The following is a 23610-nucleotide window of genomic DNA, read 5'->3' as shown; positions in this document are numbered from 1 at the left end:
AACGTTTTTATTTAATTTTTAATTAGCGTGCAAATATACAACAAACTATGACATTTCTGATAAGACCTTTAGAGCCTCGTTTTCTTTAGACCTCATCATTTTAGCATCCGATTCTGTTTTATCTTTATAGCCACAATAATGCAAAATACCATGAATAATAACACGATGTAATTCAGTGTCAAAATCAACATTAAAATCTTTTGCGTTATCCTCTACTCGTTCTACAGATATAAATATATCTCCTTGTAATCTTTTTCCTACCGAGTAATCAAAACTAATGATATCTGTTAATGTATCATGTTGAAGGAATTCAAGATTTAATTTGTGTAAATACGCATCATTACAAAACACATAATTTATTTCATCTTCAACACAGTTTTCATTTTTTATAATAGAAGATATCCAAGTTGTAATTTTATCCTCTTCTGTAAGTTTAAAATTGGTTTCGTAATTAAAACTAATCATCTTTTTGCTTAAAATATTGTTGTGCTTTTTGCTTATAAATTTGTTGCAAAGGTAAGGTTTGCTTATTCAATATTTCTGTAGTATTAAAATATTGTTTGGCTTTATCTACTTGATTAATGGTTGTGTTTTTAAACTCTTTTTTATTAGTTTCAGATTGTCTTTTTTGTTCTTGTCCTTGTTGTAAAACAGCGTTTTTAAGTTTAAGTAATTGATGTTGAATGTTCATCATTTTACTTAGCGTTTCATTAGTAAATCCTTTATTTATTAAATCTAATTCTACCTCTTCCATGTCTTTTAGAAGTTGTTTAGCATCTCCGTTTTCACCTAAACCTTCTTTATCTAAACGCTCCTCTAAAGCTTGTCTTAAAAGCTGTTGTTCTTGATAAATTTTAAATAATTCACCATTAATATCTTCGTTATAACCATCTTCTCCTTCTTGTTCACCTCCTTGACCTTCTCCATTCTCTCCACCTTTTTTACCTTTATTTCCTTTTTTACCCTGCTCTCCTTCTTTGTCTCCTGGTTTATTTCCTTTTTCATTTTCTTCTTGTTCACCCTCTTTACCTTCCTTTCCTTTTTTACCTTCTTCACCTTTTTTCATGGCGTCTTCCATCTTTTTAGCTAATTCTTCTTGGCTTATTATAATATCTGGTAGTGGCATACCTCCTTCTCCTTGTCCTGGAGATGGCATACCCATTTGCATTTGCATATTGTCTAAAGCTCCACTTAAAAAGTCGGCTAAATTGTTAGCAGATGTTAATGCATATTGTTGAGAGGATACGCCTTGATATAACATATTTTCTGACAGTTGTTCTAAAGATTTGTCAATGTTAAAATACACTTCGTTAATCTCTCTATTGATGTTTTCTGAAAACATTGGTTGACGTAACGAAATAGCAAATAAACTATCGTCTACATGCTCAAAATGAGTACGAAGTTCTTTTTGTTTTTTTAGATAGGTTGCGTATTCGTTATGATTAATTTCGATGCTTTTAAATTGATTCATTAACGATTCTTCATCAAAAGAAAATACTACTAAATTGTCCAAAATTTGACGTAACATTTCGATATCTTCGGATAACTGTTGTTGTGCAGAAGCACCCATTTGCATTTGCATTTTCATGCTCATGTTTTTCATTTTTTGGGCAGCACTTTTTTGTTTTTGTTTTGCAGATTGTTGTTTCTCTTGTTTTTCTTTTTGGTCTTGGCTATCTTGCTTTTCTTGAAGCTTTTCGCTTGCTTCTTGTTGTTCTTCTTTAATGTTTTCCTCGTTATTTTTATCACGAGGTACATCCATTGGGCTTTTTAGCTCTTGGTTATCTTTTTCAAGTTCTTCTAACTGCTTTTGGATGTCTTCAAACTTTTTATTAATCTCATCCTGTTTCTCTTTTGTGTTTTCTTCGTCTTTAGAGTTGGCTAACTTATTTTGCTCTTCAGCTAATTTTTCTAATTCGTCACCAATTTTTTCCATTTTTTTGGTCACGTAATAACGCTTAGTCAATTCTAATAACTGTTCTAAACTTCGCTTCTGACTTTTAGCCTTTTTAGCCAAATTATCAAGTTTCTCAGAGAATTCTTCTTTACTAAATTTGTCTTTTAACTTTTCTAATTCTTCAAGAAGTTTTTCGTCTTTTTTAAGTTGTTCTTCGTTGTCTTTTAAACGTTCTTTTAAATCTTCTTTAAACTGGTCTTTTTCTTTATTTTCTTTTTGAAATTCGTTTAAATTATCCTTTAACTTCTTATTAAATTGTTTCATCATCTGCTCTTGCTGCTTCTGACGCTTTAGGAAGTTTTCAAATTTCTTTTTGTCATTAAAATTAAGTTCTGACTTTTCTTTTTGTGTTTTAGATAGTTCTTGAAGCTCTTTTTGTTGCTTGTCAAACTTTTCTAAAGATTTATTTAAATCCTGAATAGTTTGGTTTTGCTCTTGTAATTGTTTTTGCTCGTCTTCGTCTTGTGTGCGCTTTCTGTAGTTATACACGACACTTTTTGTGCTTTTGTTTTTATTAACCGCATCGTTATCAAACACCTGAAAATACAGGTTGTACGAAACACCCTCTTCAATAATTAAATTGTTTGGAAACGCGCTAATAAACTCGTCAAAATTTGATTTAGAAATGGGAATGTTTTGTGTTTTCTTTTCGGATTCATTTCCGTTAGGATAATACACCAATTGTAATTTGCTTAATCCATAATCGTCGCTTACTTGACCTTTAAAATATAAGGATTGTTGGTCTAAACTATCTGTTTTGGCTTCAATTTTTAGCTCTGGATATTGATCTTTAATTACAGAGATACTATACGCTAAATTCTCGTAATGTTTTAAGTTTTTATTACTTGTACTAATATTATAATCTAAATTATTATAAATGTTTTTAGAGACTTCAAAAACACCAAATTGGTCTGTAGTAAAAGCCAAAGTGTCTTTACTAATTAAATCTACTGCATCTGTAGATTTAGTATTTAATTGCCATGTTACCCTTGTCCCTTGCGGAACCACTGCGTTACCAACTCCTTTTAAAACCTCATCACGTTTATTGGTGTAATTTGGATAATTTAATATCATCTTAAAGCCTAGCAAAGTTGGTACCTCAACCACTTTTAATGTGTAGGGTTTAGAGGTAATACCGTTTGCGTACAAATTAAATGTAAGGTCTTGTTTTGGCTGTTCAAAAACATACTCAAAATGTCCCGCTTCACGTTGTTGTAAATAATAAGTTTCGTTATTAAACGTGATTTGTGCGTCTTCAGGAATTACTTCTCCTTGTGTAGAAACCATCAACCTGAACTCTTTGTTTTCAATAGTTTGTAAATTATCATTTAGTACAAAAAACTGAAATGGTGCTGGTGGCTCATAAGCGGTTTGGTAATTTACAACACGCTTATAACTATCGCTAAACCAATTAAACTTTCCTGAAATAATTGAAATTAAAACTATAGCCACAGGAATAGCTGCATATTTTAAATACTTTGTGTTTTGCTTAAAATTTACTGCTCTTTTAAATGGAATTGGACTGAGCTCTTCAGATTTTTGATCGATGCTTGCCAATAATAATTCTGATGCTTTGTTCTCCTCTTTTAATTGCAAAACGTTTAATAACTTATCATTGACTTCAGGAAAATGATTACCAATAATAGTAGATGCTTTTTTATAATCTATTCCTTTTTGAAGTTTAAATAGTTTTGCTATTGGTAAGGCTATAAACTTAGCAAACAAGGCTATTTCCACAGTAATGAACAGCCAAAATAAAATGGTTCTAGCACTTGAATTTAACCATAAAAAATGCTCGATTAAAAGTGTAAAAATAAAGTATAGCAACCCAATACTAAAAAATAAGATAGCACCTTTTATCAACTCATTAGTATAATATTTTCTAATAAATTGCTCTAGTTTGGTCTGTATGATATTGAAATTGTTCAAGTAACTGCTATTTAACTTACTAAAATACAGTTTTATTTTTTCTCTCTCTGTTAAAGCTCTGTAAAAACCTACAAAAGTGTTAAAATTCTATATGTATTAAAATTACCATTAATCGATTAAAGTTGTTTGTTTATAAGCTTAAACTGTTCAGTTATAAAAACGATATTTTTATAAGTGACTGATTATCAGTATATTTAATAGTGAATGGCGGAAGCCGAAAAGCCAAAACAGAGTAGGCTAATTAATACTATTAATCATGAAAAAAAATCAACTAATTTATTATTTGGCATTTATAATGTCAATAATGACAATGCAAGCACAAACTGCTTTTTGTGAACAGTTTGATCAACACGCAACTACCAGCCTTATGGGATTGGGATGTCCAGGAGTGCCAGTAAACAATGTTTTAAATAATTGGGGAACTATCAATACCTCTATAAAATATGAAGATGTTGGTAGTCAAAACGGACCAGGTGACGTGTTTTTATTTATGGATGATGGTTCCTGCGGTAATGGTGCCAGTTGGATTTACAATTCTACAGATTATTCAGGAGATTGGACACAAATGGTACAAGGAGATGGATGTTTTTGTTATGACTTTAAAACCTTTCATATTGCAACAGGTACGTTAAGCGGTAATTCTTTACGAATCTATAATGGTACAGATCCAGCTAATTCTACTTTAATTGCAACTTTTGTTCTAAATGTACCTATCAACTCTAGCTTAGGTTGGGTTAGAATTTGTGCGCCAATTGACTTTAGTGATTCAGCAGGTAATTTACCTAGTAATGCTGATGGACAATGGACCATAAATACCGGATTAGCGTCTGATTGGGATACATTAATTTCTGGAGTTAACGGTATAGGTTATTTAGTAGACGTTGCTGGTGGAGATGAAAAATTTGGAATTGACAATATCTGTATAAGCGATATTTGTGATAGTACCCTGATTCCTGATCCAGAACCAACAAATGACGGTGCTTATTGCTGTGAAGTTAGCGATGGTACACAAAATACCAACTTAGTTCAAAATGGTAATTTTGAATTTGGTAATACAAGTTTTTCAAGTTCATACACAGTGTCTTCTGCAACTTATCCAGGAGAATATGATGTAGTTACTTCGGCATCAAACTTTAATGCAACAATAAACGACCATTCTAATTGCCAAGACCCTACAAACTATCAATATAATGATATGTTTATGGTTGTTAACGGAAAAACCCAACAACCTAGTGGAACAACAAGCGTTATATGGGAGCAAACCATAAGTATACAGCCAGATAAAAACTATAAGTTGTGTGCTAATTTTAAAAACATGCCACAATGTACATTTGATATTTTACCAGAAATCCAGATAGAAATAAATGGCTTTCTTTATGGATGGGAAATCATTAACGCAGACCCATCTGACCCTTGTGATTGGATTGAGTTAACAGAATGTTTTGTAGGTGATAATGATCAGGCTAATATTAAAATTCATTTAAAAGAAGACGGTAATGGAGATGGTAATGATTTGGCTATAGACGATATTTCTGTACAAGAAAAACTAGATCAAAATTTAAGTATTACTGTACAACACCAAGGAAATCCTCAACAAATTATTGGGTCTGTTAACACTATTTCTAATACAGATGATGCTATTTTAATTGGAGACGAATGTTCAGAAATAAACAACGGTTACCAATATTATTGGTTTGTGTATGAGTTAACTACTTATCCATTTAATGCGCCAATAGATTTTATTAATATGGCGCCAAACTCTTGGTCATGGTCAAGTAATTTGGGTGGTTTTAGTACACAATTACCACCAGCAACATCAACAAACCCGGTTTGGAATCTTACAACTAATTTTCCAAATTACTATTTTGACAATAATAAACTTTATGTCATTGGTATGTATGTTCCGTCTTGTTGCGACAGTTGTTATGATGAGGCTTGGACCTATCAATTAACGTTTAACAGTGGAAGAATTGATGCTAATAATACTTATACAGGAAGTGTTTTTACACAAGAAGTAAGAGAGTATTTAAAATCTATGTTTAGAGAGTTTGGTCAAAATGTCCCATTGAATAATAACGAGGGTTCAATGTATATTTACCCAAACCCAAGTAATGACATTATTACTATACATTATGAAAACAACATAAAATCTTATGAGATTTATGATACACTTGGAAAAAGAATACTGTCTAAAGTTTCAGATGTTAAGCAAATAGACATTTCTAACCTTCAAAGTAACATGTACTTTATAACAGTTAAAACAGAAGACGGTAAAAAAGAAACCTTAAAATTTATTAAAAAGTAAACTATAATTTACTAGTAAAAACCCTTCAATAATTAAATTGAAGGGTTTTTTTATTGGTAAATAATTATAAATTGTAAAACATTATTTTTACACAAAATAACAAACCCCTTATATGTTATGAAAGATTTAAAGTATTTAGCAGCATATTCAATCCCGCTTATGGCTTTTATAGGGCTTTATTTTAAAGGGGTTTTTGTGTTTTTAACCCCTGTTTATGCTTTTATAGCCATCCCTTTTTTAGAGCTATTGTTACCTGTAGAATCCTCTAACCTAGAAGAAGAGGAAGTAAACAACAAACTCAATAAAACATTTTTTGATTGGCTATTGTACTTAAATTTACCAATAGTCTTTGGGTTGTTAATTTGGAGCTTCATTACAGTAAATACTCAATCTTTAGAAACTTATGAATTTGTTGGCTTAATATTTTCTGTTGGGATAGTATTAGGGACAAACGGAATAAACGTAGCACACGAGCTTGGTCATAGACAAACATCTAATGAACGATTTATTGGTAAAGCGTTACTACTACCAAGTTTTTATATGCATTTTTATATCGAACATAATTATGGTCACCATTTACACGCAGCAACACCAGAAGATCCAGCTACTGCTAGATACAATCAAAGTGTATATTCATTTTGGATTACCTCTACAATAAGACAGTATTTTAGTGCTTGGAGGATTCAAAGCAAGTTGTTGAAGAATAGTAACCAACGTTTCTTTTCTGTAAAAAACGATATGTTGTGGTATACCTTGTTTCAATTTTTATACCTAACAAGCATAGTGTTGGTTTTTAGTAAAGCTGTACTATTATTTGCGGTTTTAGCTGGTATTTCAGGTTTTCTGTTGTTAGAGACCGTTAATTACATAGAGCACTACGGGTTATTAAGATTAAAAACTAAAACAGGACGTTATGAGCGAGTTGCAGAGATTCATTCATGGAACTCCAATCATATTGTAGGTCGAATTGTTTTGTATGAATTAACTAGACATTCAGATCATCACTACAAATCCTCTAAAAAGTATCAAATTTTAAATTGTCATGACAATAGCCCACAAATGCCTTTTGGTTATACAGCCTCAATGGTGTTGTCCTTGTGTCCACCATTATGGTTTGCGGTTATGAATAAGCGTGTACCCAAGGAGATGATTGTTAAAGACTAAATAAAAAAGCGATAAGAAGACAGAAGATTTATATTATTCTCATCTCTTTACTCTCTTTTCTTTGTTGTTTCCTCTACTCTATTCTATCTTTGCTCCAACAATACTTAAATCATGTCTAAACCAATCAGAGTGCGTTTTGCACCAAGTCCAACAGGACCATTACATATAGGAGGTGTGCGTACAGCACTTTTTAACTATTTATTTGCTAAAAAACATAACGGAACATTTGTCTTGCGTATTGAAGATACAGATCAAAATCGTTACGTAGAAGGTGCAGAGCAGTATATAATTGATGCCTTAAATTGGTGTAACATTCCGTTTGATGAAGGACCAAATATAAACGAAACCTTTGGACCCTACAGACAAAGTGAGCGTAAACATTTATACAAGCAATACGCTGACCAATTAGTCGCTAGCGGAAATGCTTACTATGCGTTTGACACTTCAGAAGAGCTTGATTATCACAGAACAGATCACGAGTCTAAAGGCAAAACCTTTATCTATAATTGGCATAACCGTTTAAAGCTTAGTAACTCTTTATCGCTTACAGAAGAAGAAGTACAAGCTAAATTAGATGCTGGAGAGGATTATGTAATTAGATTTAAAAGCCCACAAGATCAAACACTTCATTTAAAAGATATTATTCGTGGCGATATTAACATTGACACCAACATTTTAGATGATAAAGTCTTGTTTAAAAGCGATGGTATGCCAACGTACCATTTAGCTAATATTGTAGATGACCATTTAATGGAAATCTCACATGTTATTAGAGGGGAAGAATGGTTGCCTAGTTTAGCACTTCATTATCAATTATACGATGCATTTGGCTGGGACAAACCAGAATTTGCACACTTACCACTTATCTTAAAACCAACAGGAAAAGGAAAATTAAGTAAGCGTGATGGTGATAAGTTAGGGTTTCCGGTATTTCCTTTAGAATGGGATCCAGAATTTGGTGATATCGCAAAAGGATACAGAGAAGAAGGTTATTTTGCAGAAGCGGTTGTTAATTTTCTAGCTTTTTTAGGTTGGAATCCTGGAACCGAACAAGAAATTTTTAGTTTAGATGAATTAGTTGCTGCTTTTGACTTAAATCGTGTTAATAAAGCTGGAGCACGTTTTGATCCAGATAAAATTAAGTGGTTTAATCATCATTACATGCAAGAACAAAGCAATGAAGCATTAGCTGAAGTGTTCCAAAAAAACCATTCACAGTTAAAAAATATTGACGTCAACTTTATTGCTTTGGTTATTGGATTAATTAAAGAACGTGCAACGTTTGTTAATGACTTTTGGGATTTAAGCCATTACTTTTTTGTTGCTCCAGATACATATGACGAAAAAGCCTCTAAAAAAGCATTTAAAGACGATACTAAGTCTTTAATGACAGAATTGTTATCCATTGTGTCAAACATCAATAATTTTGAGGTAGACACGCTACAAACAGAGATTAAAGGTTGGATTACTAAAAACGAGATTGGTTTTGGTAAAGTAATGATGCCTTTACGCCTAGCTTTAGTTGGAGCGTTACAAGGTCCTGACGTTTTTGATATCATGTATATGATTGGTAAAAACGAAAGTATAAAACGTATAGAAAAACTTATTGAAACAGTATAAAACAAAAAAAAAGCGAGCTAAATAGCTCGCTTTTTTTATAGTATCGTTTTTTAGAAAGTAATCATTGCCGAAAAAGCTAACATACTTTGGTTTCCTTTAAACTGTCTGTTTAATGTTTGATTAAAATCAGAATCGTTAAAAGCGCCTAAAATATTGGTAAATCCATAGATATATTGCGCCTTAACCTTAAAGTGTCCAAATCCTAAAGTAGCTCCTACTGCTCCATTAACATTAAAGTTGTTTAACTCTTTAACATCTTTGGCTAAAACGGTGTCTAAATCTGTTATTATAAAATCTTCTTGATTATCATTACTTAATTCTAGGTCACTATTATATTGAACCATAGGACCAAAATCAATAGTAAAATGTGGTGTTCTAAATGGTTTGGCATGCCATAAAAAAGCCACTTGAACCGCAAAAACCTTGTAGTCTATAGGTTGAAACGTAGAAGATGTGCTTGATGCTAATCCATTTAGACTTAGGGTGTTTTCGGACAATTGCATACCGTAGCTTATATTATACCATTTTTGAGGTATGTCTACAGTTGCAGACATATGGCCTATCCAACCATCTCCTTTTGTCGTTTTAAAATTATCTGTAATAATATCAAACTGTGTGATTCCTCCTCCTAGTGCAAAGCCATTCTGGATAGTGTAATTTCCGTGTTGCGAAAAGTTTTTTGTAACAAAACCTAATGTTAGTGCTACTAATACAATGAATTGAAGTTTTTTCATTTTAATTTAAGGGAGTTTTGAGCAAATATAACTTAATTTAGTAATCCATTTAGTATAACCATTAAAAACCGTATTTCATGAACAATGTAGCATTAATCCCATTTGTAGTCTTAGGTCTAATTATATTGATTTCTGCTTTTTTTGTTGTTAAGCAACAAACAGCAGCTATTATAGAACGATTTGGTAAATTCCACAGTATTAGACAATCTGGATTACACCTAAAAATTCCGCTAATTGATAAAATTGCAGGACGTTTAAGTTTAAAAATTCAGCAATTAGACGTTATTATCGAAACAAAAACCTTAGATGACGTATTTGTAAGACTTAAGGTTTCTGTACAGTATCGTGTTATAAGTCAAAAAGTTTATGATGCGTTTTATAAGTTAGATTATCCACACGAGCAAATTACAAGTTATGTCTTTGATGTTGTGCGTGCGGAAGTTCCAAAAATGAAATTAGATGACGTATTTGTTAGAAAAGATGACATTGCAATTGCTGTAAAAACAGAATTAAATGATGCGATGTTAGATTATGGTTTTGATATTATTAAAACTTTAGTAACAGATATAGATCCTGATGCACAAGTAAAAGCTGCAATGAACCGTATTAACGCTGCAGACCGAGAAAAAACTGCTGCTCAATACGAAGGTGATGCAGCACGTATATTAATTGTTGAAAAAGCAAAAGCAGAAGCAGAAAGTAAACGACTGCAAGGTCAAGGTATTGCCGATCAAAGACGAGAAATTGCACGTGGATTAGAAGAATCTGTTGAGGTATTAAATAAAGTAGGTATTAATAGTCAAGAAGCATCTGCATTAATTGTTGTTACACAACATTATGACACCTTACAAGCTATTGGAAGCGAAACAAATACAAACTTAATTTTATTACCAAACTCGCCACAAGCAGGAAGTAATATGCTAAATGATATGGTTGCAAGTTTTACTGCTAGTAACCAGATTGGTGAAGCAATGAAAAATGCTAAAAAGAAAGAGTAATACTATTTTTAATGTATCTTAAAAAGCCTCATTTAAAATGAGGTTTTTTTTTTATTTATGTGCTTTATATTTTTCAACCATTTCGGTTAAGCTATTTAAATGGTTTTCTAAAGCTTCTTTATTTATTTCTGGAGAGTCATCATCTCCATGTGGTAAAGTAATTCTTGTTTCGTTAAGGTATTTTTGCAACTCTGGATAATGCTCTTCTATTTCTCTAGTTTTTTCTGATATTTTAGTTAATAAACCCTGTATCGTATTCATAATTAAAATGTTTTAAATTATTGATTTAAAATAATTTAAGTTAATAACATTTCAAAAAATAAAATATTAAAGCTTTATTAAAATTTTATTTAAATGGGTGCCTTTCCTCCCATTGTTTTATAGGGTTAAGTGTTTTCACAATAAATTTTAAAGCGTTATTTGCTATAAAATTATTAGTGTGTTTCATGTAAATGTGCATGGTGTGTGGTTTAGCTCCAACAGAGCTTTTAATTTCCATAGCTGTTCTGGCGTACACAATCCTTTTAAAATGGTTATCTATACCAAAGGTTAGCATATCATACAACATGTTTAAATACAACTGATAGTGTTGTTGTAACTCTGCTTGATACCCTAAAAAATAAGTTTCTAATGTTTGATTGTTTAAAATAAGCGTGTAAAAACCTACTAGTTCTTCATTTAGATAATATCCATATACTTTAAACTGGTCTTTTAATTCTTTTTTTAAGTTGAAAAAATGTCTATCGTGTAATACAAAAGAGTTAACTTTTGCTTTATCGGACACACATTTGTATAATTTGTATAATTGTGTAGAAGCAACATCAATAGCATCTAAATTCATTTCTTTTTTAGTGATTTGACTTGCTTTTTTAAGAGCTGTTTTATAGCGTCGTTTGTACTTTTTATCTAGTGCTAAAATATAATTATCAATACTATTCCATGAGTCAGGAATGTCCATAATCATATTGGGTTGTACTTGGACTTTGTATAAATGATTTTTAGTGAAAAGATGGACGTGTTGATGGATGCTATCAGTTTCAAAATAATCTTTAAACCCAACAATTCTGATGTTCTTTTTTAAATCTTTTTTAATCTGAATGGTAAGTTGATCTATTACTTTAAAAACAGTTTCTAAAAAAATAGATTGAGATACCACTTCTGAATTAAAAAACAGTCCATGTTGTCCTGTATGCATTAAATTACCAACAATTAACGCGTTGCCTCTTACTATTTTAGCTATGATAGCTTTTCCGATACGTTTTAATGCATTATCGGATGTTTTTCTGAACACATCCTCTATATACATCTCGACACGCTGGATAATGGCTATTCCTACTAATACTTCATTTTTATAAACTGCAACATAATTGGTATGTATGTTTTGTGGACAAGAGCACTCTAATGCTTTTAAAAACGGTGTTTTTAAAAGCACATCATTAGTCAGTAAACTATCCCAAGACTTAGGAAGGTTGTTTACTGAGTTATAAATTTTAAAGTGTATCAAAAGTGCAAATAAAAAGACTGAAAGTTACACTATCAGTCTTTATGTTGTTTAGAAAGTTACATAAAATTTACACCCATCCGCAAATGATTGCTCCCATAACCATTAAAGTAACAATCCAATAACCTGTGTTAATTAAAATATATTTCCAGCTTTTACGCTCAAACAAAGCATTTGTTCCTATTATTGGTAAGGCACCAAAAATTCCAAACAATAATCCATGAAATGCTCCATGTTTAAAGGTTCTATAAGCTGTACCATAGTCTTCCATAAATACATTAAAAGATTCTTTAGCTAACGTTGGATCTCCACCAACCATACCTAATGCACCCCATTGATGGTTTGTAAATTGCATTAATAAAATAGCTAGTAAAGCTGCAAAAAATAACGCCAATCCAAAAATAACTGCCATATTTCCGCCTTTAATTTTCTCTTCGGTCATTCCAGATTCACGCATCCAAACAATGCCAAATACTTTAGGATTGTACCAGATAAACCCTATAAATAATGCAGCAACAGCTGCAACAGGAATTGCAAGTGGATTAATAGGTAATTGTTCCATAATTTTTTAATTTATTAGTTAGTAAGTATTAAATGTACAAAAAAACCGCTAAGGTTATCCTTAGCGGTTTGATAATTAATAGATTAAATATTATCCTATTGCTTTAGCTTCTGCAACTAATAATTGGTTTTTATCTTCTAACGCTTTGTTAATAAAATCATGTATAGCATCATTTTTTTCTAAACCATTTTCTAATAGCACTCCTAGCGTTATCATGGTAATAATTCGTGTTCCTGTCTTTTTAACAGAAGTCCCAAACAAGGGTTCTAAGTCTTTGTAATCGACATCTTTAGCTAGTGCTTGTATTTCGGCTTTAGCCTTATTTTGTTGCTCTTCTTTCATCCTATCATATTTTTTACCATAGGATTTGATTTGCTCTATTGCTGGACGGTTATTTTGTGGTTTTTGCTGATTTTGAGCATTGTTTTGCTTTGGCTTTTGTTTTGCCCAACTATCACGTAACCCAACCGTTTTATTAAACACTAAAGCACCTGTTTTTGAATCGTTATCAACATTAAAATATCCTAAACGTTGAAATTGAAACTGCTCTCCTACTTTAGCATCTGCTAAACTTGGCTCTACAAATGCTTCAATAATATTTAATGAGTTTGGATTAATAAACTCCATAAAATCTTTATCGTCATGACTATCTGGTGCTTCGTCTAAAAACAATCGGTCATATTCTCTAACCTCTGCTTTAATAGCGTGTTTAATGCTTACCCAATGTAATGTGCCTTTTATACTGCGTTCTGTGTCTTCAGAATAAGTACAATGGACTTCTGTAATGTTTCCATTACTATCTTTTACTACATGATCTGCTTTAATAATGTAGGCGTTTTTAAGTCTAACTTCACCACCTAATTTTAATCTAAAAAACTTATTACTAGCTTCTTCTTTAAAATCTTCTTTTTCGATATAAATTTCTCTAGAAAAAGGTATTTTTCTAAATCCAGCAGACGCATCTTCCGGATTGTTTTCTGCTTCTAGCCACTCTACTTTATCTTCTGGATAGTTAGTAATAACTACTTTTAAAGGATCTAAAACAGCCATAACACGAGGTGCCTTTTTGTTTAAGTCTTCTCTAATACAAAATTCTAATAATGCTACATCTATAATATTATCGCGTTTTGCAACGCCTGCAGTTTCTACAAATTTTCTAATTGCAGCAGGAGTATAGCCACGACGACGTAAACCAGAAATGGTTGGCATACGTGGATCGTCCCAACCATTTACAATTCCATCTTCTACTAGTTTAAGTAGTTTACGCTTACTCATAATTGTATAGCTAAGGTTTAAACGCGCAAATTCACGCTGTTTAGGAAGCATTGGATACTTGTCCTTAGCATAAGTGTATACTTGCTCTTTAAACCAATCGTAAAGCTCTCTGTGAGGCTTAAACTCTAACGAGCATAAACTATGGGAAATTTGCTCGATATAATCGCTTTCACCATGTGTCCAATCGTACATTGGATAGACACACCAATCGTTTCCTGTTCTGTGGTGATGCTTTTTTAACACACGATACATTATAGGGTCACGCATCAACATATTTGGATGTTGCATATCAATTTTAGCACGTAAAATATGTTCGCCTTCTTCAAACTCGCCATTTTTCATTCTCATGAATAAGTCTAAGTTTTCCTCTACACTTCTATTGCGATAGGGTCCATCAACACCTGGTTGTGTTGGTGTCCCTTTTTGCTCTGCCATAGCTTCTGAAGATTGAGAATCCACATACGCTTTCCCTTCTTTAATCATGTTTACAGCCCAATCAAATAAAATTTGAAAGTAGTCTGAGGAGTATAACTCGTTAGCCCATTTGTAACCTAACCAAGTAATATCTTCTTTGATAGCATCTACATATTCTTGTTCTTCTTTAGCTGGATTGGTATCATCAAAACGTAGGTTTACAGGCGCATTGTACTTTTCTCCTAAACCAAAACTAATTCCAATAGCTTTAGTGTGACCTATGTGTAAGTACCCATTAGGTTCTGGTGGGAAACGAAAACGTAACTTACTTTGGTCTAAACCATTAGCTAAATCTTCTTCTATAATTTGCTCTAAAAAATTGAGTGATTTTTTATCTTCAGACATACCTGTTTTTTTTATTGATTATTGTTATTAATCAATACTTATAATTGGATGTAAAATTAGTTATTTTTTAGTTGAAATGAATTCCTCTAGCATTTAAAAATTAAGTAGAACAGTATTTTAGGTATTTTTGCAGAAATTAAATACAAAATGGGAATTATAAAAGTTGAAAATATACGAGTTTACGCGTATCATGGTTGCTTAAAAGAAGAAACTAAAATTGGTAGCGATTACAAGGTTGATTTAAAAGTCACTGCCGATTTACAAAAAAGTGCCTCTTCAGATCAATTAGCAGATACAGTAGATTATGTGTTTTTAAATAAAGTGGTGGTTGAAGAAATGGCTAAACCTAGTGCACTTTTAGAGCATGTTGCTAAACGTATTTTAAACCGAATTTTTAAAGAAGACCAATTAATTACTGTAGCAACGGTTGCGGTAAGCAAGATTAATCCTCCTATTGGTGGTGATGTGCAAATGGTTACGATAGAATTAACCGAAAAAAGAAAAGTAGGTGCGAAGTAGTGTAAAAAGTTAAATATTTTTATATTTGCTCCTCAATTATGGCGTCGTGGCCGAGTGGCTAGGCAGAGGTCTGCAAAACCTTGTACAGCGGTTCGAATCCGCTCGACGCCTCTAAGAAACCTTCAACACATGTTGAGGGTTTTTTTATTTATAAATTTTAAGAAAATTTAAATTAAGATAAGTACAGCGATTCGAGAGTTTTATTCGACGTTTGAAAGAAATCTTCAACACATGTTGAGGGTTTTTTAAATGTAAATTTTTAAGAACGAAATGATTGCTTCTTTGCTTGTAATGACATTTGTTTTTAAAGATAAGATTACAATGATTACGAAGGAATTTATTAATTAAACCAAACCGCGTAACGTTTTCGTCTAAGCTCTAATGCTAACGCTTCTTCCATTTTTAAAGCTTCTGCTCTAGTTGTTATTGGATCAATATGATTGTAAAGACTTGGTCTTAAATAACTACCATACTTCTGGACAATGTTAGACGATAGTTTATATCCTTTTTTGTTCCTGTAACCAGTTTTGTGTTGTAAAAAACGCTCTTGAGGTGTTTTACTAGTCATACCAACATATAAACACTCTAAAACACCATTAAATTGTGGGTTTGCAGCTCTAAACTTAGCATGCTCTGTAAATACTTTTTTCTTGAGTTCTACAACGTAAATATGGTATTGTGTTTTTGGCATACTAACTAATTATTCTCTTACAAAATAGTCAATAATAACCAGTATTGCAGTACCTATTACTCCAATAGTAAACAAGAAAGAACCATATGGCCAATGCTGAATTTTAAATATAGTACCCAAAACAACACAGCCTATACTAAATACAGCTAACACATAATACATGTATTGTAAACCAGTACTAACTTTAAATTTTCTATCTGTAATATACGCTGTGCCCTGATTAATAAACCACCATCCAAACAATAGTGCTAGTAGAATATTAAAAACTAAAGGAGGAAGATATAGATGAAAAATTTTTGTACCATAAATTAAACACCATAACAAAACCATTGCTAGTTTAACATAATCCATACTATGTTTTTGTGGCTTTAAAAAAAATCGAACAGGATAAAAGATTAAAATCCCAACAATTGCACTACTAATTAATACATTAGAATATGGCCAATGCCTAATTTTAAATAAGGCTCCAATTAATAAAACTGAAACACAAATACGAAGTAGTAAACTTAATTTTTTAGACTGAGAATTATCCAAATATATAAAAGTTATAAAGGATTAATTTGCTCTAATTTTTCTTTAAGTTTTTCTTTTTCTTCAGGAAAAAAACCTTGAACTAATAGTAAGATTCCAAATCCTAAAATAACTAAAGCTATTATCTTTTTAGTTTTAAAAATAAGTCTAGGTGTTAATTTATTTTTTAATCGTTTAGCAATTGCAATCTTTACTAAATCTGTTAAAAAATAAGCAATTAACATAGTGCTTATAAACACAATAACTCCATTTTCTGAAGAGGTAATTGTATTAGCTAATACTATAAAGCCTAACCAACCTAGTAATACACCAATATTTATAAAGTTTAGTAAAAACCCTTTAAGGAAGAGTTTTCCATAGCCTTTTCTGATTTCTATTTTATGATATTCTCTAACTATAGATCTAAAGGAGCGTGATGTTTTTATAAAAGTGATGATACCATAAATAACTAATAAAACACCTCCAAAAATGATAAAATTAGGGTCTTTTTCTATTTTACCAACCAGTTTTTCTGTACTAAAATAAGCGATAACAATAAATAATATATCTGCTAAAATCACACCTGCATCAAAAATTAATGCACTTCTTGCACCTTTAGTAGCACTAGTCTCTAATAAAACGAAAAAAACAGGACCTACGGTAAAAGATAATAGTATACCAAGTGGAATTGCTTTAAGAATATCGTCTAACATGAATTATTTACATACGTGAATTACAAAGTAAAGAAAATATTTAATTAACACATAAGTAGATAGTACATAAAATACAAAAGCTTCAAATATAATTTGAAGCTTTTACGTGTTATTAAGGTTAATTTTAATTATTATTTATCAGTTGCTACACTTACTGCTGTTCCGGTAACTGAAACAAAAAAATAGGATCCATTAACGGTTTCAAAATCTACATTAATACCAACAACTGCATTAGCATTTAAGTTTTTAGCATTAGATTTTAACTTTTGAAAAGCTACTTCTTTAGCTTCATTAATAACATCATCCATTAATGCTTTATTCTTTTCTGTTTTAAAAGAAAATTTAGTTTTAGTTTCAAAAGAATTTCCAGAAACTATCCCTTTATATTCTATTATTCTAAAACCTTCAATAGAGTTTGTTGTTGTTAAAACCATGGTTGCTAATTTTTATTATTGGTAGTTAAATTTAATGAAATGTTACAGCTTTAAAAACTATTTTAAGAATACTTACAAGTTTTTAAAAAGATTGCTTCGTGCCTTGCAATGACTTTATTCTTCATATTTTCCTATTAATTCAAAATCAAGGTGACGCTTAACTAAATCTGCTTGTTTAACTTTAACTACAACCTCATCACCAAGTTGATACATGTTTTTAGTTTCGCGTCCAATTAATGCAAACTGATCTTGATCAAAGTCATAATGGTCGTCTTTTATATCTCTAATTCTAACCATACCTTCGCATTTATTAGAAATAATCTCGACATAAATTCCCCAATCTGTAACTCCAGAAATAACACCAACAAATTCTTCGTCTTGATGGTCTTGCATAAACTTAATTTGCATGTACTTAATCGAGTCGCGTTCTGCTTTAGTTGCAAGATATTCCATGTTAGAAGAGTGTTTACATTTTTCTTCATACACCTCTGCATTTGCAGATTTTTCTTTATCTAAATAGCGTTGTAATAAACGATGTGCCATCACATCTGGATAACGTCTAATTGGTGAGGTAAAGTGACTATAATAATCAAAAGCTAAACCGTAATGTCCAATATTATTTGTGGTATACTCTGCTTTAGACATGGTACGTATAGTTAATGTATCTACTAAATTTTGCTCTTTCTGTCCTTGTACATCAGACAATAATTTATTTAAAGAAGCTGCTATATTATCGCGACTTTTAAAATTTAATTTATGTCCAAATCTAGCTACAACACCTTGTAAGGCTGCTAACTTACTTTCGTCTGGTTCATCATGTACACGATACACAAACGTTTTTGGTGGTTTCATTTTAGATACAAACTCAGATACTTTACGGTTGGCTAGAAGCATAAATTCTTCAATTAACTTATTAGCATCTTTACTGGTTTTAAAATGTACTCCAACTGGATTAGACTGTTCATCTAAAGAGAATTTTACTTCTACTTTATCAAAACTAATTGCTCCTTCACGCATACGTTTACTACGCATTTTTTTGGCTAATCGGTCTAAAACTAGGATAGCTTCTGCAATTTCTGGTTGTGTATTATAAGTTTTTCCTGTTAGTGAAACGTCTTCTGGAATTTCGGTTTTAATATCACTTAGACTACGCTCAGTAACCGTAAAATTTGTATTATTTTCTATTACAGCTTGTGCTTCTTCGTAAGCAAATCGTGCATCACTGTAGGTTACAGTTCTACCAAACCATTGGTCTTTAATTTCGGCTTTATCATTTATTTTAAATACTGCAGAAAAGGTGTATTTTTCTTCATGTGGACGTAACGAGCATGCTCCATTAGAGAGTATTTCTGGTAACATAGGTACCACACGATCGACTAAATATACAGAGGTTGCACGTTCATACGCTTCGTCATCCAAAACGGTTCCTTCTTTAAGGTAGTGTGACACATCTGCAATATGGATTCCTATTTCATATAACCCATTATCTAAGACTTCAAAAGATAACGCATCATCAAAATCTTTAGCATCTTTTGGATCTATAGTAAAGGTTAAATCTTTACGCATATCTCGACGCTTTGCAATTTCTTCTGCTTTAATGTCTAAATCTATGTTATTTGCATAGTCTTCAACTTCTGGTGGAAACTCGTATGGTAAACCGTATTCTGCAAGTATAGCGTGTATTTCGGTATTATGTTCTCCCGCTTTTCCAAGAACTTTAATGACGCGTCCATTTGGCGAATCGGCTTTTTCTGGCCAATCCTCCATGGTAACTACAACTTTGTCACCATCTTCTGCTTTTAAAGTTTTGTTAATAGGTACAAAAATATCTGTATGCATTTTATTACCATCCACTACTACAAAAGCAAAATTTTTGTTTTTGTGTATTTGGATAATACCAACGTATTCAGATTTAGCTCGTTTAATTATATTGGTTATTTCACCTTCAAGTTTACCTTGTTTTCTGCGTTTATAAACATATAATTCTACCTCATCACCATTAAGAGCTTTATTAACATTGTTAGATGCTATATAAATATCATCTTCAAAAGCATCGCAAATAACGTAACCGTTACCACGTTGTGCAGCATCAAAAATACCAGTATGATACTCGGTATTTACAATAGCTTTAAACTTACCACGATCTACTTGTTCAATTTCTTCTTTTGAAGCAAGTTTAGCAAGTGTTTTTATAATTTGATTTCTGCTACTAGCATCGTTAACCCCAAGTTTAGCAGCTATTTGTTTATAATTAAAGGATTGGTTTCTATCTTTTTTTAAAATACCTAGAATAGTATTTGTTAGATTGGAAATCTTGTTATTTGATGATTTCCTGTGTTTCTTTTTACTCATGTAATTTTTTAATGTATTGAATTTCTAAAGTTAACTGAAATTCTGTTATTTTCTAACTTAATATAAGAGAAGAGAGGGTATTAAGTTTATGCAAAGCTACGCTTTTAATATTAAATCAATATTAAAGAATTATTAAATTGAAATTTTAGACTTATCCACATTTATATTATATATCATTTATTTCTTTTAAAAATTTTAAAAAATAATGATGATGATTATTGCTTGTTAATAGCGGTATAACTTTTTAAGATTTTAATTTGATTTAATACTTAAACCAGTCTATTAACAATTTATTAGCTAGTTAAAACTCTTATTTTTAAGTAACTTAAGTGCGCTATTAACAATTGTTAATATTAGCTATTAACGGTTAATTTTTAATAAGTAATTTAAAATTTACTGTGTATTAACCTCTTTTTTATGCTTATAAATGACTAAAAAATAAAGACTAACTTTTTTGGTAGTTAATAACCTATTTTAGCTTGTAAAAAAGAAGTTATAATCCTAATAAAAGTTTTAAAAAAGAATAAGAAGATATTAACAAGTAATGAATATTTAAACCATGAGAAGTTAACAATCTATGGAAGCACTTTATTTTTAGAAACAAAAACAAAATTAATTTTTATGAATAAGTTACCTTGTATTAGTTATTAATACTTGTAAGCAATTATTAACTTTGAAGTCTAAACAACACACTACTACAATGAAAATAGCAATAGGAAACGATCACGCAGGTACTGACTATAAATTTGCAATCGTTAAACATTTAGAAGCCAAAGGATATACTATTACTAATTATGGTACAGATACTAATAATAGTGTAGATTATCCAGATTTTGTACATCCAGTAGCTACAGATGTAGAAAACAAAGCAGTAGATTTCGGAATCTTAATATGTGGAAGCGCCAATGGTGTTGCAATGACCGCTAACAAACATCAACAGGTAAGAGCTGGTGTATGTTGGACTAAAGAAATTACCGAACTAACTAGACAACACAATAATGCTAATATTATTTGTATTCCTGCACGTTACACAGCTGTACAACAAGCAATAGCAATGGTTGAAGTGTTTTTAGATACTACATTTGAAGGAGGACGTCACCAAAATCGTGTGGACAAAATACCTTTAAGTTGTTAAAATGGGTCATTCGCACTCACATAACCACTCTCATGATCATGGAAATGTAAAAGGACGTAATCTTTTAATTTCTATCTTTTTAAATATACTTATTACTGTTGCTCAAGTAATAGGCGGAATACTTTCTGGTAGTTTAGCCTTATTAAGTGATGCTTTACATAATTTTAGTGATGTATTATCTTTAATTGTAAGTTATGTTGCAGACAGATTATCTAAACGTAAAGCCTCTTTAAATAAAACCTTTGGTTATAAACGTGCCGAAATACTTGCAGCTTTTATTAATGCAGCAACTTTAATTATTGTTGCAGTATTATTAATTATTGAAGCTATAGAGCGTTTTCAAAACCCACAAGACATTAAAAGTAATTTAGTTATCTGGTTATCTTTAATCGCTATTTTAGGTAATGGATTTAGCGTGTTGCTTCTTAAAAATGACAGTAAATCTAACATGAATATGCGCAGTGCATATCTACACTTATTAACAGATATGATGGCAAGTGTTGCAGTGTTTATTGGTGGTTTATTAATGAAATATTACCAAATCTACTGGGTTGATAGCGCTTTAACTTTAGCAATTGCATTATACCTAATATACATGGGATTTGATTTGTTAAAAGCATCCACTAAAGTATTGATGTTGTTTACTCCAGATGAAATTCCTGTAGATGAGATTGTAAAAGAAATTAACGCTTTCGCGGAAATTAAAAACGTCCATCACATACATGTTTGGCAGTTAAATGAAGATGAAATTCATTTTGAAGCGCATATCGATTTTGAAAACGATATTACTTTGTCAGAGTTTGATAATATTTTACATAAGGTTGAAGAATTATTATATCATAAATTTGAAATTAATCACGTTAATATCCAACCAGAATATGATAAGGATGATGCTAAGGATGTGATTGTTCAAGACTAGTTCCTGCGTTGGAATTTGTCTTTTTAAATTAAACTAGACATTTTAAACAGTTCTCGATACAATTCTCCTACGTCTAATTACTGGAACTAGCCAAATAAATATATATGCTAAATATTATAGTAAAAACCTTTCAAGAACTCACCACTCAAGAGTTGTACGATATTCTTCAGCTTAGAAGCGAAGTGTTTGTAGTAGAACAGGATTGTGTATATCAAGATATTGATAGTAAAGACCAAAAAGCATTACATGTTATTGGTTTTAAAAATAACAAAGTGGTGGCTTATACACGTCTTTTTAAACCAGGAGATTATTTTAAATTTTCAAGTATTGGTAGAGTAGTGGTTGCAGAAAACGAAAGACATCATAAATACGGTAATGCTATTATGAAAGCGTCTATTGATGCCATAAAAACCTATTACAAGCAAACCGAAATAAAAATTTCGGCACAATGTTATTTAAAAAGTTTCTATAATAATTTAGGTTTTTTTGAAGTAGGAGAGGAGTACCTAGAAGACGGAATCCCTCATGTTGCAATGATTAAAACTTAATCTTCCTTAGCAACATAAGTCACTAAAATCTCGACACGTCTATCAAATTTTGGGTCACCACCAAGGGGAAATTTACGACGCATACCAACATATTTCATACGTTTTTTATTGACGCCTTTTTTTGCTAAATAATCATAAATATACTTAGCACGCGCAACAGATAAGTTTCGTTTTTTTGTCTTTTTATCAATAGCATCACGACTCATTTGTGTACAACACACATGACCCTGAATGGTAAAATAAATATTCTTTTTTTCTACTAATAACTTTGCTAAATCTTCTAAAGTTTTTTTAGATTCTGGAGTAACGTAACTATAACTAGTTTTAAAATATATTTTATCTAAAATAATTTTATCTCCTTTTTCTATGGTGCCTTTAGCAATATCTTCAGTCGTTTTTTTCTTTTTTTCTTTAGGTTTTTCCTCTTCTGTTTTAACAACTTCAACAGGTTTTTCATTAGGTTTTTTTTCTTCTGTCTTAGGGGTAACTATTATTTCAACTTTACGGTTTAAACCTCTAATTTTATGGACCTCTTCTTCATTTAATACTTTTAACAAAATTTCACCTTTACCATTAACGTTGGTAATTAAGCTTTCATCAATCCCATAACCAGAAAACAATTCTTTTATCGTATTTGCTCTGTTTTGAGAGAGTTCAAGGTTATAATCGTCAGAGCCTCTATCGTCACAAAACCCATAAATAGATATTTTTTGGATAGGAATGGTATCTAAGCTAGAAATAAACAGCAGTATTCGGTTTTCTTCTGTTAAAGGGACGTCATATTCGTCTGTATTAAAGTAGACATCATGGGTTAGTTCTTCTTGAGAAAAAACCATAGATGTACTAAGTAATATGAATAGTAAAAGGTGCTTCATAACGTTTAAACTAACATTAAATATACCAAAAATTAAATATGTTAAAATTT

Annotated in this window: 21 protein-coding genes and 1 tRNA gene; 9 read left to right on the top strand and 13 right to left on the bottom strand. The window is 31.2% G+C overall.

Going from position 1 to position 23610, the window contains the following annotated elements; genetic code table 11:
• Positions 1-45: 45 nt before the first annotated feature.
• Both ybeY and LY08_RS00710 read right to left on the bottom strand, forming a co-directional pair.
• Positions 46-465 (bottom strand): rRNA maturation RNase YbeY, encoded by a 420-nt coding sequence (ybeY, locus tag LY08_RS00715; protein ID WP_111658515.1) that lies wholly within the window; start codon positions 463-465, stop codon positions 46-48.
• Entirely contained in the window at positions 458-3886 is a 3429-nt protein-coding gene (locus tag LY08_RS00710; protein WP_111658514.1) for a DUF4175 family protein, read from the bottom strand. The genes ybeY and LY08_RS00710 overlap by 8 nt, the downstream gene beginning before the upstream one ends.
• 256 nt (positions 3887-4142) lie before the next feature.
• Here LY08_RS00710 and LY08_RS00705 point away from each other — a divergent pair, with 256 nt between their 5' ends.
• The 3 genes from LY08_RS00705 to gltX all read left to right on the top strand — a co-directional run bounded on the left by LY08_RS00705 (position 4143) and on the right by gltX (position 8975).
• Positions 4143-6191 carry a T9SS type A sorting domain-containing protein gene (locus tag LY08_RS00705; RefSeq protein ID WP_111658513.1) on the top strand — a complete coding sequence of 683 codons (2049 nt, stop codon included), beginning with the start codon at positions 4143-4145 and terminating at the stop codon, positions 6189-6191.
• A 117-nt stretch (positions 6192-6308) separates the two neighbouring features.
• On the top strand, positions 6309-7355 hold the full coding sequence (locus LY08_RS00700; RefSeq protein ID WP_111658512.1) for an alkane 1-monooxygenase: 1047 nt from the start codon (positions 6309-6311) through the stop codon (positions 7353-7355).
• Between the two features lie 111 nt (positions 7356-7466).
• Positions 7467-8975 carry a glutamate--tRNA ligase gene (gene gltX / locus LY08_RS00695; protein ID WP_111658511.1) on the top strand — a complete coding sequence of 503 codons (1509 nt, stop codon included), beginning with the start codon at positions 7467-7469 and terminating at the stop codon, positions 8973-8975.
• 50 nt (positions 8976-9025) lie between these two features.
• Here the strand turns inward: gltX and LY08_RS00690 are convergent, their stop codons facing one another.
• On the bottom strand, positions 9026-9709 hold the full coding sequence (locus LY08_RS00690) for a hypothetical protein (RefSeq protein ID WP_111658510.1): 684 nt from the start codon (positions 9707-9709) through the stop codon (positions 9026-9028).
• Positions 9710-9786: 77 nt separating this feature from the next.
• Between LY08_RS00690 and LY08_RS00685 the strand changes: the two genes are divergently transcribed.
• Positions 9787-10707: an SPFH domain-containing protein gene (locus tag LY08_RS00685; RefSeq protein ID WP_111658509.1), complete on the top strand. Its 921-nt coding sequence runs from the start codon at positions 9787-9789 to the stop codon at positions 10705-10707.
• A 51-nt stretch (positions 10708-10758) separates the two neighbouring features.
• On the opposite strand, the gene LY08_RS00680 is transcribed toward LY08_RS00685, so the two are convergent.
• The 4 genes from LY08_RS00680 to LY08_RS00665 form a co-directional block, all read right to left on the bottom strand.
• Entirely contained in the window at positions 10759-10968 is a 210-nt protein-coding gene (locus tag LY08_RS00680) for a hypothetical protein (protein ID WP_111658508.1), read from the bottom strand.
• Positions 10969-11053: 85 nt separating this feature from the next.
• Positions 11054-12211 carry a GNAT family N-acetyltransferase gene (locus LY08_RS00675; protein ID WP_111658507.1) on the bottom strand — a complete coding sequence of 386 codons (1158 nt, stop codon included), beginning with the start codon at positions 12209-12211 and terminating at the stop codon, positions 11054-11056.
• Between the two features lie 67 nt (positions 12212-12278).
• Positions 12279-12770: a DUF1761 domain-containing protein gene (locus LY08_RS00670; protein WP_111658506.1), complete on the bottom strand. Its 492-nt coding sequence runs from the start codon at positions 12768-12770 to the stop codon at positions 12279-12281.
• A gap of 90 nt (positions 12771-12860) precedes the next feature.
• Positions 12861-14864 (bottom strand): glutamine--tRNA ligase/YqeY domain fusion protein, encoded by a 2004-nt coding sequence (locus LY08_RS00665; RefSeq protein WP_111658505.1) that lies wholly within the window; start codon positions 14862-14864, stop codon positions 12861-12863.
• Between the two features lie 147 nt (positions 14865-15011).
• Between LY08_RS00665 and folB the strand changes: the two genes are divergently transcribed.
• Together folB and LY08_RS00655 are read left to right on the top strand one after the other, a co-directional pair.
• Positions 15012-15383: a dihydroneopterin aldolase gene (folB, locus tag LY08_RS00660; protein WP_111658504.1), complete on the top strand. Its 372-nt coding sequence runs from the start codon at positions 15012-15014 to the stop codon at positions 15381-15383.
• 40 nt (positions 15384-15423) lie between these two features.
• Positions 15424-15494 (top strand) — tRNA-Cys (locus LY08_RS00655).
• A 229-nt stretch (positions 15495-15723) separates the two neighbouring features.
• Here LY08_RS00655 and LY08_RS00650 read toward each other — a convergent pair.
• The 5 genes from LY08_RS00650 to LY08_RS00630 all read right to left on the bottom strand — a co-directional run bounded on the left by LY08_RS00650 (position 15724) and on the right by LY08_RS00630 (position 20083).
• The gene (locus LY08_RS00650) at positions 15724-16074 is read right to left on the bottom strand and encodes a ribose-5-phosphate isomerase (protein WP_111658503.1); all 351 of its coding nucleotides are present in this window, start codon (positions 16072-16074) and stop codon (positions 15724-15726) included.
• Between the two features lie 9 nt (positions 16075-16083).
• On the bottom strand, positions 16084-16608 hold the full coding sequence (locus tag LY08_RS00645; RefSeq protein ID WP_111658502.1) for a GldL-related protein: 525 nt from the start codon (positions 16606-16608) through the stop codon (positions 16084-16086).
• An 11-nt stretch (positions 16609-16619) separates the two neighbouring features.
• The gene (locus tag LY08_RS00640; RefSeq protein ID WP_111658501.1) at positions 16620-17297 is read right to left on the bottom strand and encodes a LysE family translocator; all 678 of its coding nucleotides are present in this window, start codon (positions 17295-17297) and stop codon (positions 16620-16622) included.
• Positions 17298-17428: 131 nt separating this feature from the next.
• A complete protein-coding gene (locus tag LY08_RS00635) occupies positions 17429-17731 on the bottom strand; it encodes a YbjQ family protein (protein ID WP_111658500.1) in 303 nt (100 codons plus the stop codon).
• 114 nt (positions 17732-17845) lie between these two features.
• Complete coding sequence (locus LY08_RS00630; protein WP_111658499.1) at positions 17846-20083, bottom strand: ribonuclease R family protein; 2238 nt, start codon at positions 20081-20083, stop codon at positions 17846-17848.
• A gap of 700 nt (positions 20084-20783) precedes the next feature.
• On the opposite strand from LY08_RS00630, the gene rpiB reads away from it, so the two are divergent.
• From rpiB to LY08_RS00615, 3 genes are all read left to right on the top strand, one after another.
• Positions 20784-21218 carry a ribose 5-phosphate isomerase B gene (gene rpiB, locus LY08_RS00625; RefSeq protein WP_111658498.1) on the top strand — a complete coding sequence of 145 codons (435 nt, stop codon included), beginning with the start codon at positions 20784-20786 and terminating at the stop codon, positions 21216-21218.
• A gap of 1 nt (position 21219) precedes the next feature.
• A complete protein-coding gene (locus LY08_RS00620; RefSeq protein WP_111658497.1) occupies positions 21220-22137 on the top strand; it encodes a cation diffusion facilitator family transporter in 918 nt (305 codons plus the stop codon).
• A gap of 104 nt (positions 22138-22241) precedes the next feature.
• On the top strand, positions 22242-22685 hold the full coding sequence (locus tag LY08_RS00615; protein WP_111658496.1) for a GNAT family N-acetyltransferase: 444 nt from the start codon (positions 22242-22244) through the stop codon (positions 22683-22685).
• Here the strand turns inward: LY08_RS00615 and LY08_RS00610 are convergent.
• A complete protein-coding gene (locus tag LY08_RS00610; RefSeq protein ID WP_111658495.1) occupies positions 22682-23560 on the bottom strand; it encodes an OmpA family protein in 879 nt (292 codons plus the stop codon). The genes LY08_RS00615 and LY08_RS00610 overlap by 4 nt on opposite strands.
• Between the last annotated feature and the right edge of the window lie 50 nt (positions 23561-23610).

The organism is Olleya aquimaris (assembly GCF_003259525.1).
Taxonomy (GTDB): Bacteria; Bacteroidota; Bacteroidia; order Flavobacteriales; family Flavobacteriaceae; genus Olleya; species Olleya aquimaris.
The sequence above is the reverse complement of the archived record's forward strand: the minus strand, read 5'-3'. Positions and strand labels throughout refer to the sequence as shown.

Coding starts and splice junctions, on each gene's coding strand:
- LY08_RS00670 (WP_111658506.1), bottom strand. CDS start 12,770: ATGGAACAATTACCTATTAATCCACTTGCAATTCCTGTTGCAGCTGTT.
- LY08_RS00680 (WP_111658508.1), bottom strand. CDS start 10,968: ATGAATACGATACAGGGTTTATTAACTAAAATATCAGAAAAAACTAGA.
- LY08_RS00705 (WP_111658513.1), top strand. CDS start 4,143: ATGAAAAAAAATCAACTAATTTATTATTTGGCATTTATAATGTCAATA.
- LY08_RS00665 (WP_111658505.1), bottom strand. CDS start 14,864: ATGTCTGAAGATAAAAAATCACTCAATTTTTTAGAGCAAATTATAGAA.
- LY08_RS00640 (WP_111658501.1), bottom strand. CDS start 17,297: ATGTTAGACGATATTCTTAAAGCAATTCCACTTGGTATACTATTATCT.
- ybeY (WP_111658515.1), bottom strand. CDS start 465: ATGATTAGTTTTAATTACGAAACCAATTTTAAACTTACAGAAGAGGAT.
- gltX (WP_111658511.1), top strand. CDS start 7,467: ATGTCTAAACCAATCAGAGTGCGTTTTGCACCAAGTCCAACAGGACCA.
- rpiB (WP_111658498.1), top strand. CDS start 20,784: ATGAAAATAGCAATAGGAAACGATCACGCAGGTACTGACTATAAATTT.
- LY08_RS00620 (WP_111658497.1), top strand. CDS start 21,220: ATGGGTCATTCGCACTCACATAACCACTCTCATGATCATGGAAATGTA.
- LY08_RS00615 (WP_111658496.1), top strand. CDS start 22,242: ATGCTAAATATTATAGTAAAAACCTTTCAAGAACTCACCACTCAAGAG.
- LY08_RS00610 (WP_111658495.1), bottom strand. CDS start 23,560: ATGAAGCACCTTTTACTATTCATATTACTTAGTACATCTATGGTTTTT.
- LY08_RS00700 (WP_111658512.1), top strand. CDS start 6,309: ATGAAAGATTTAAAGTATTTAGCAGCATATTCAATCCCGCTTATGGCT.
- folB (WP_111658504.1), top strand. CDS start 15,012: ATGGGAATTATAAAAGTTGAAAATATACGAGTTTACGCGTATCATGGT.
- LY08_RS00690 (WP_111658510.1), bottom strand. CDS start 9,709: ATGAAAAAACTTCAATTCATTGTATTAGTAGCACTAACATTAGGTTTT.
- LY08_RS00650 (WP_111658503.1), bottom strand. CDS start 16,074: ATGCCAAAAACACAATACCATATTTACGTTGTAGAACTCAAGAAAAAA.
- LY08_RS00635 (WP_111658500.1), bottom strand. CDS start 17,731: ATGGTTTTAACAACAACAAACTCTATTGAAGGTTTTAGAATAATAGAA.
- LY08_RS00685 (WP_111658509.1), top strand. CDS start 9,787: ATGAACAATGTAGCATTAATCCCATTTGTAGTCTTAGGTCTAATTATA.
- LY08_RS00630 (WP_111658499.1), bottom strand. CDS start 20,083: ATGAGTAAAAAGAAACACAGGAAATCATCAAATAACAAGATTTCCAAT.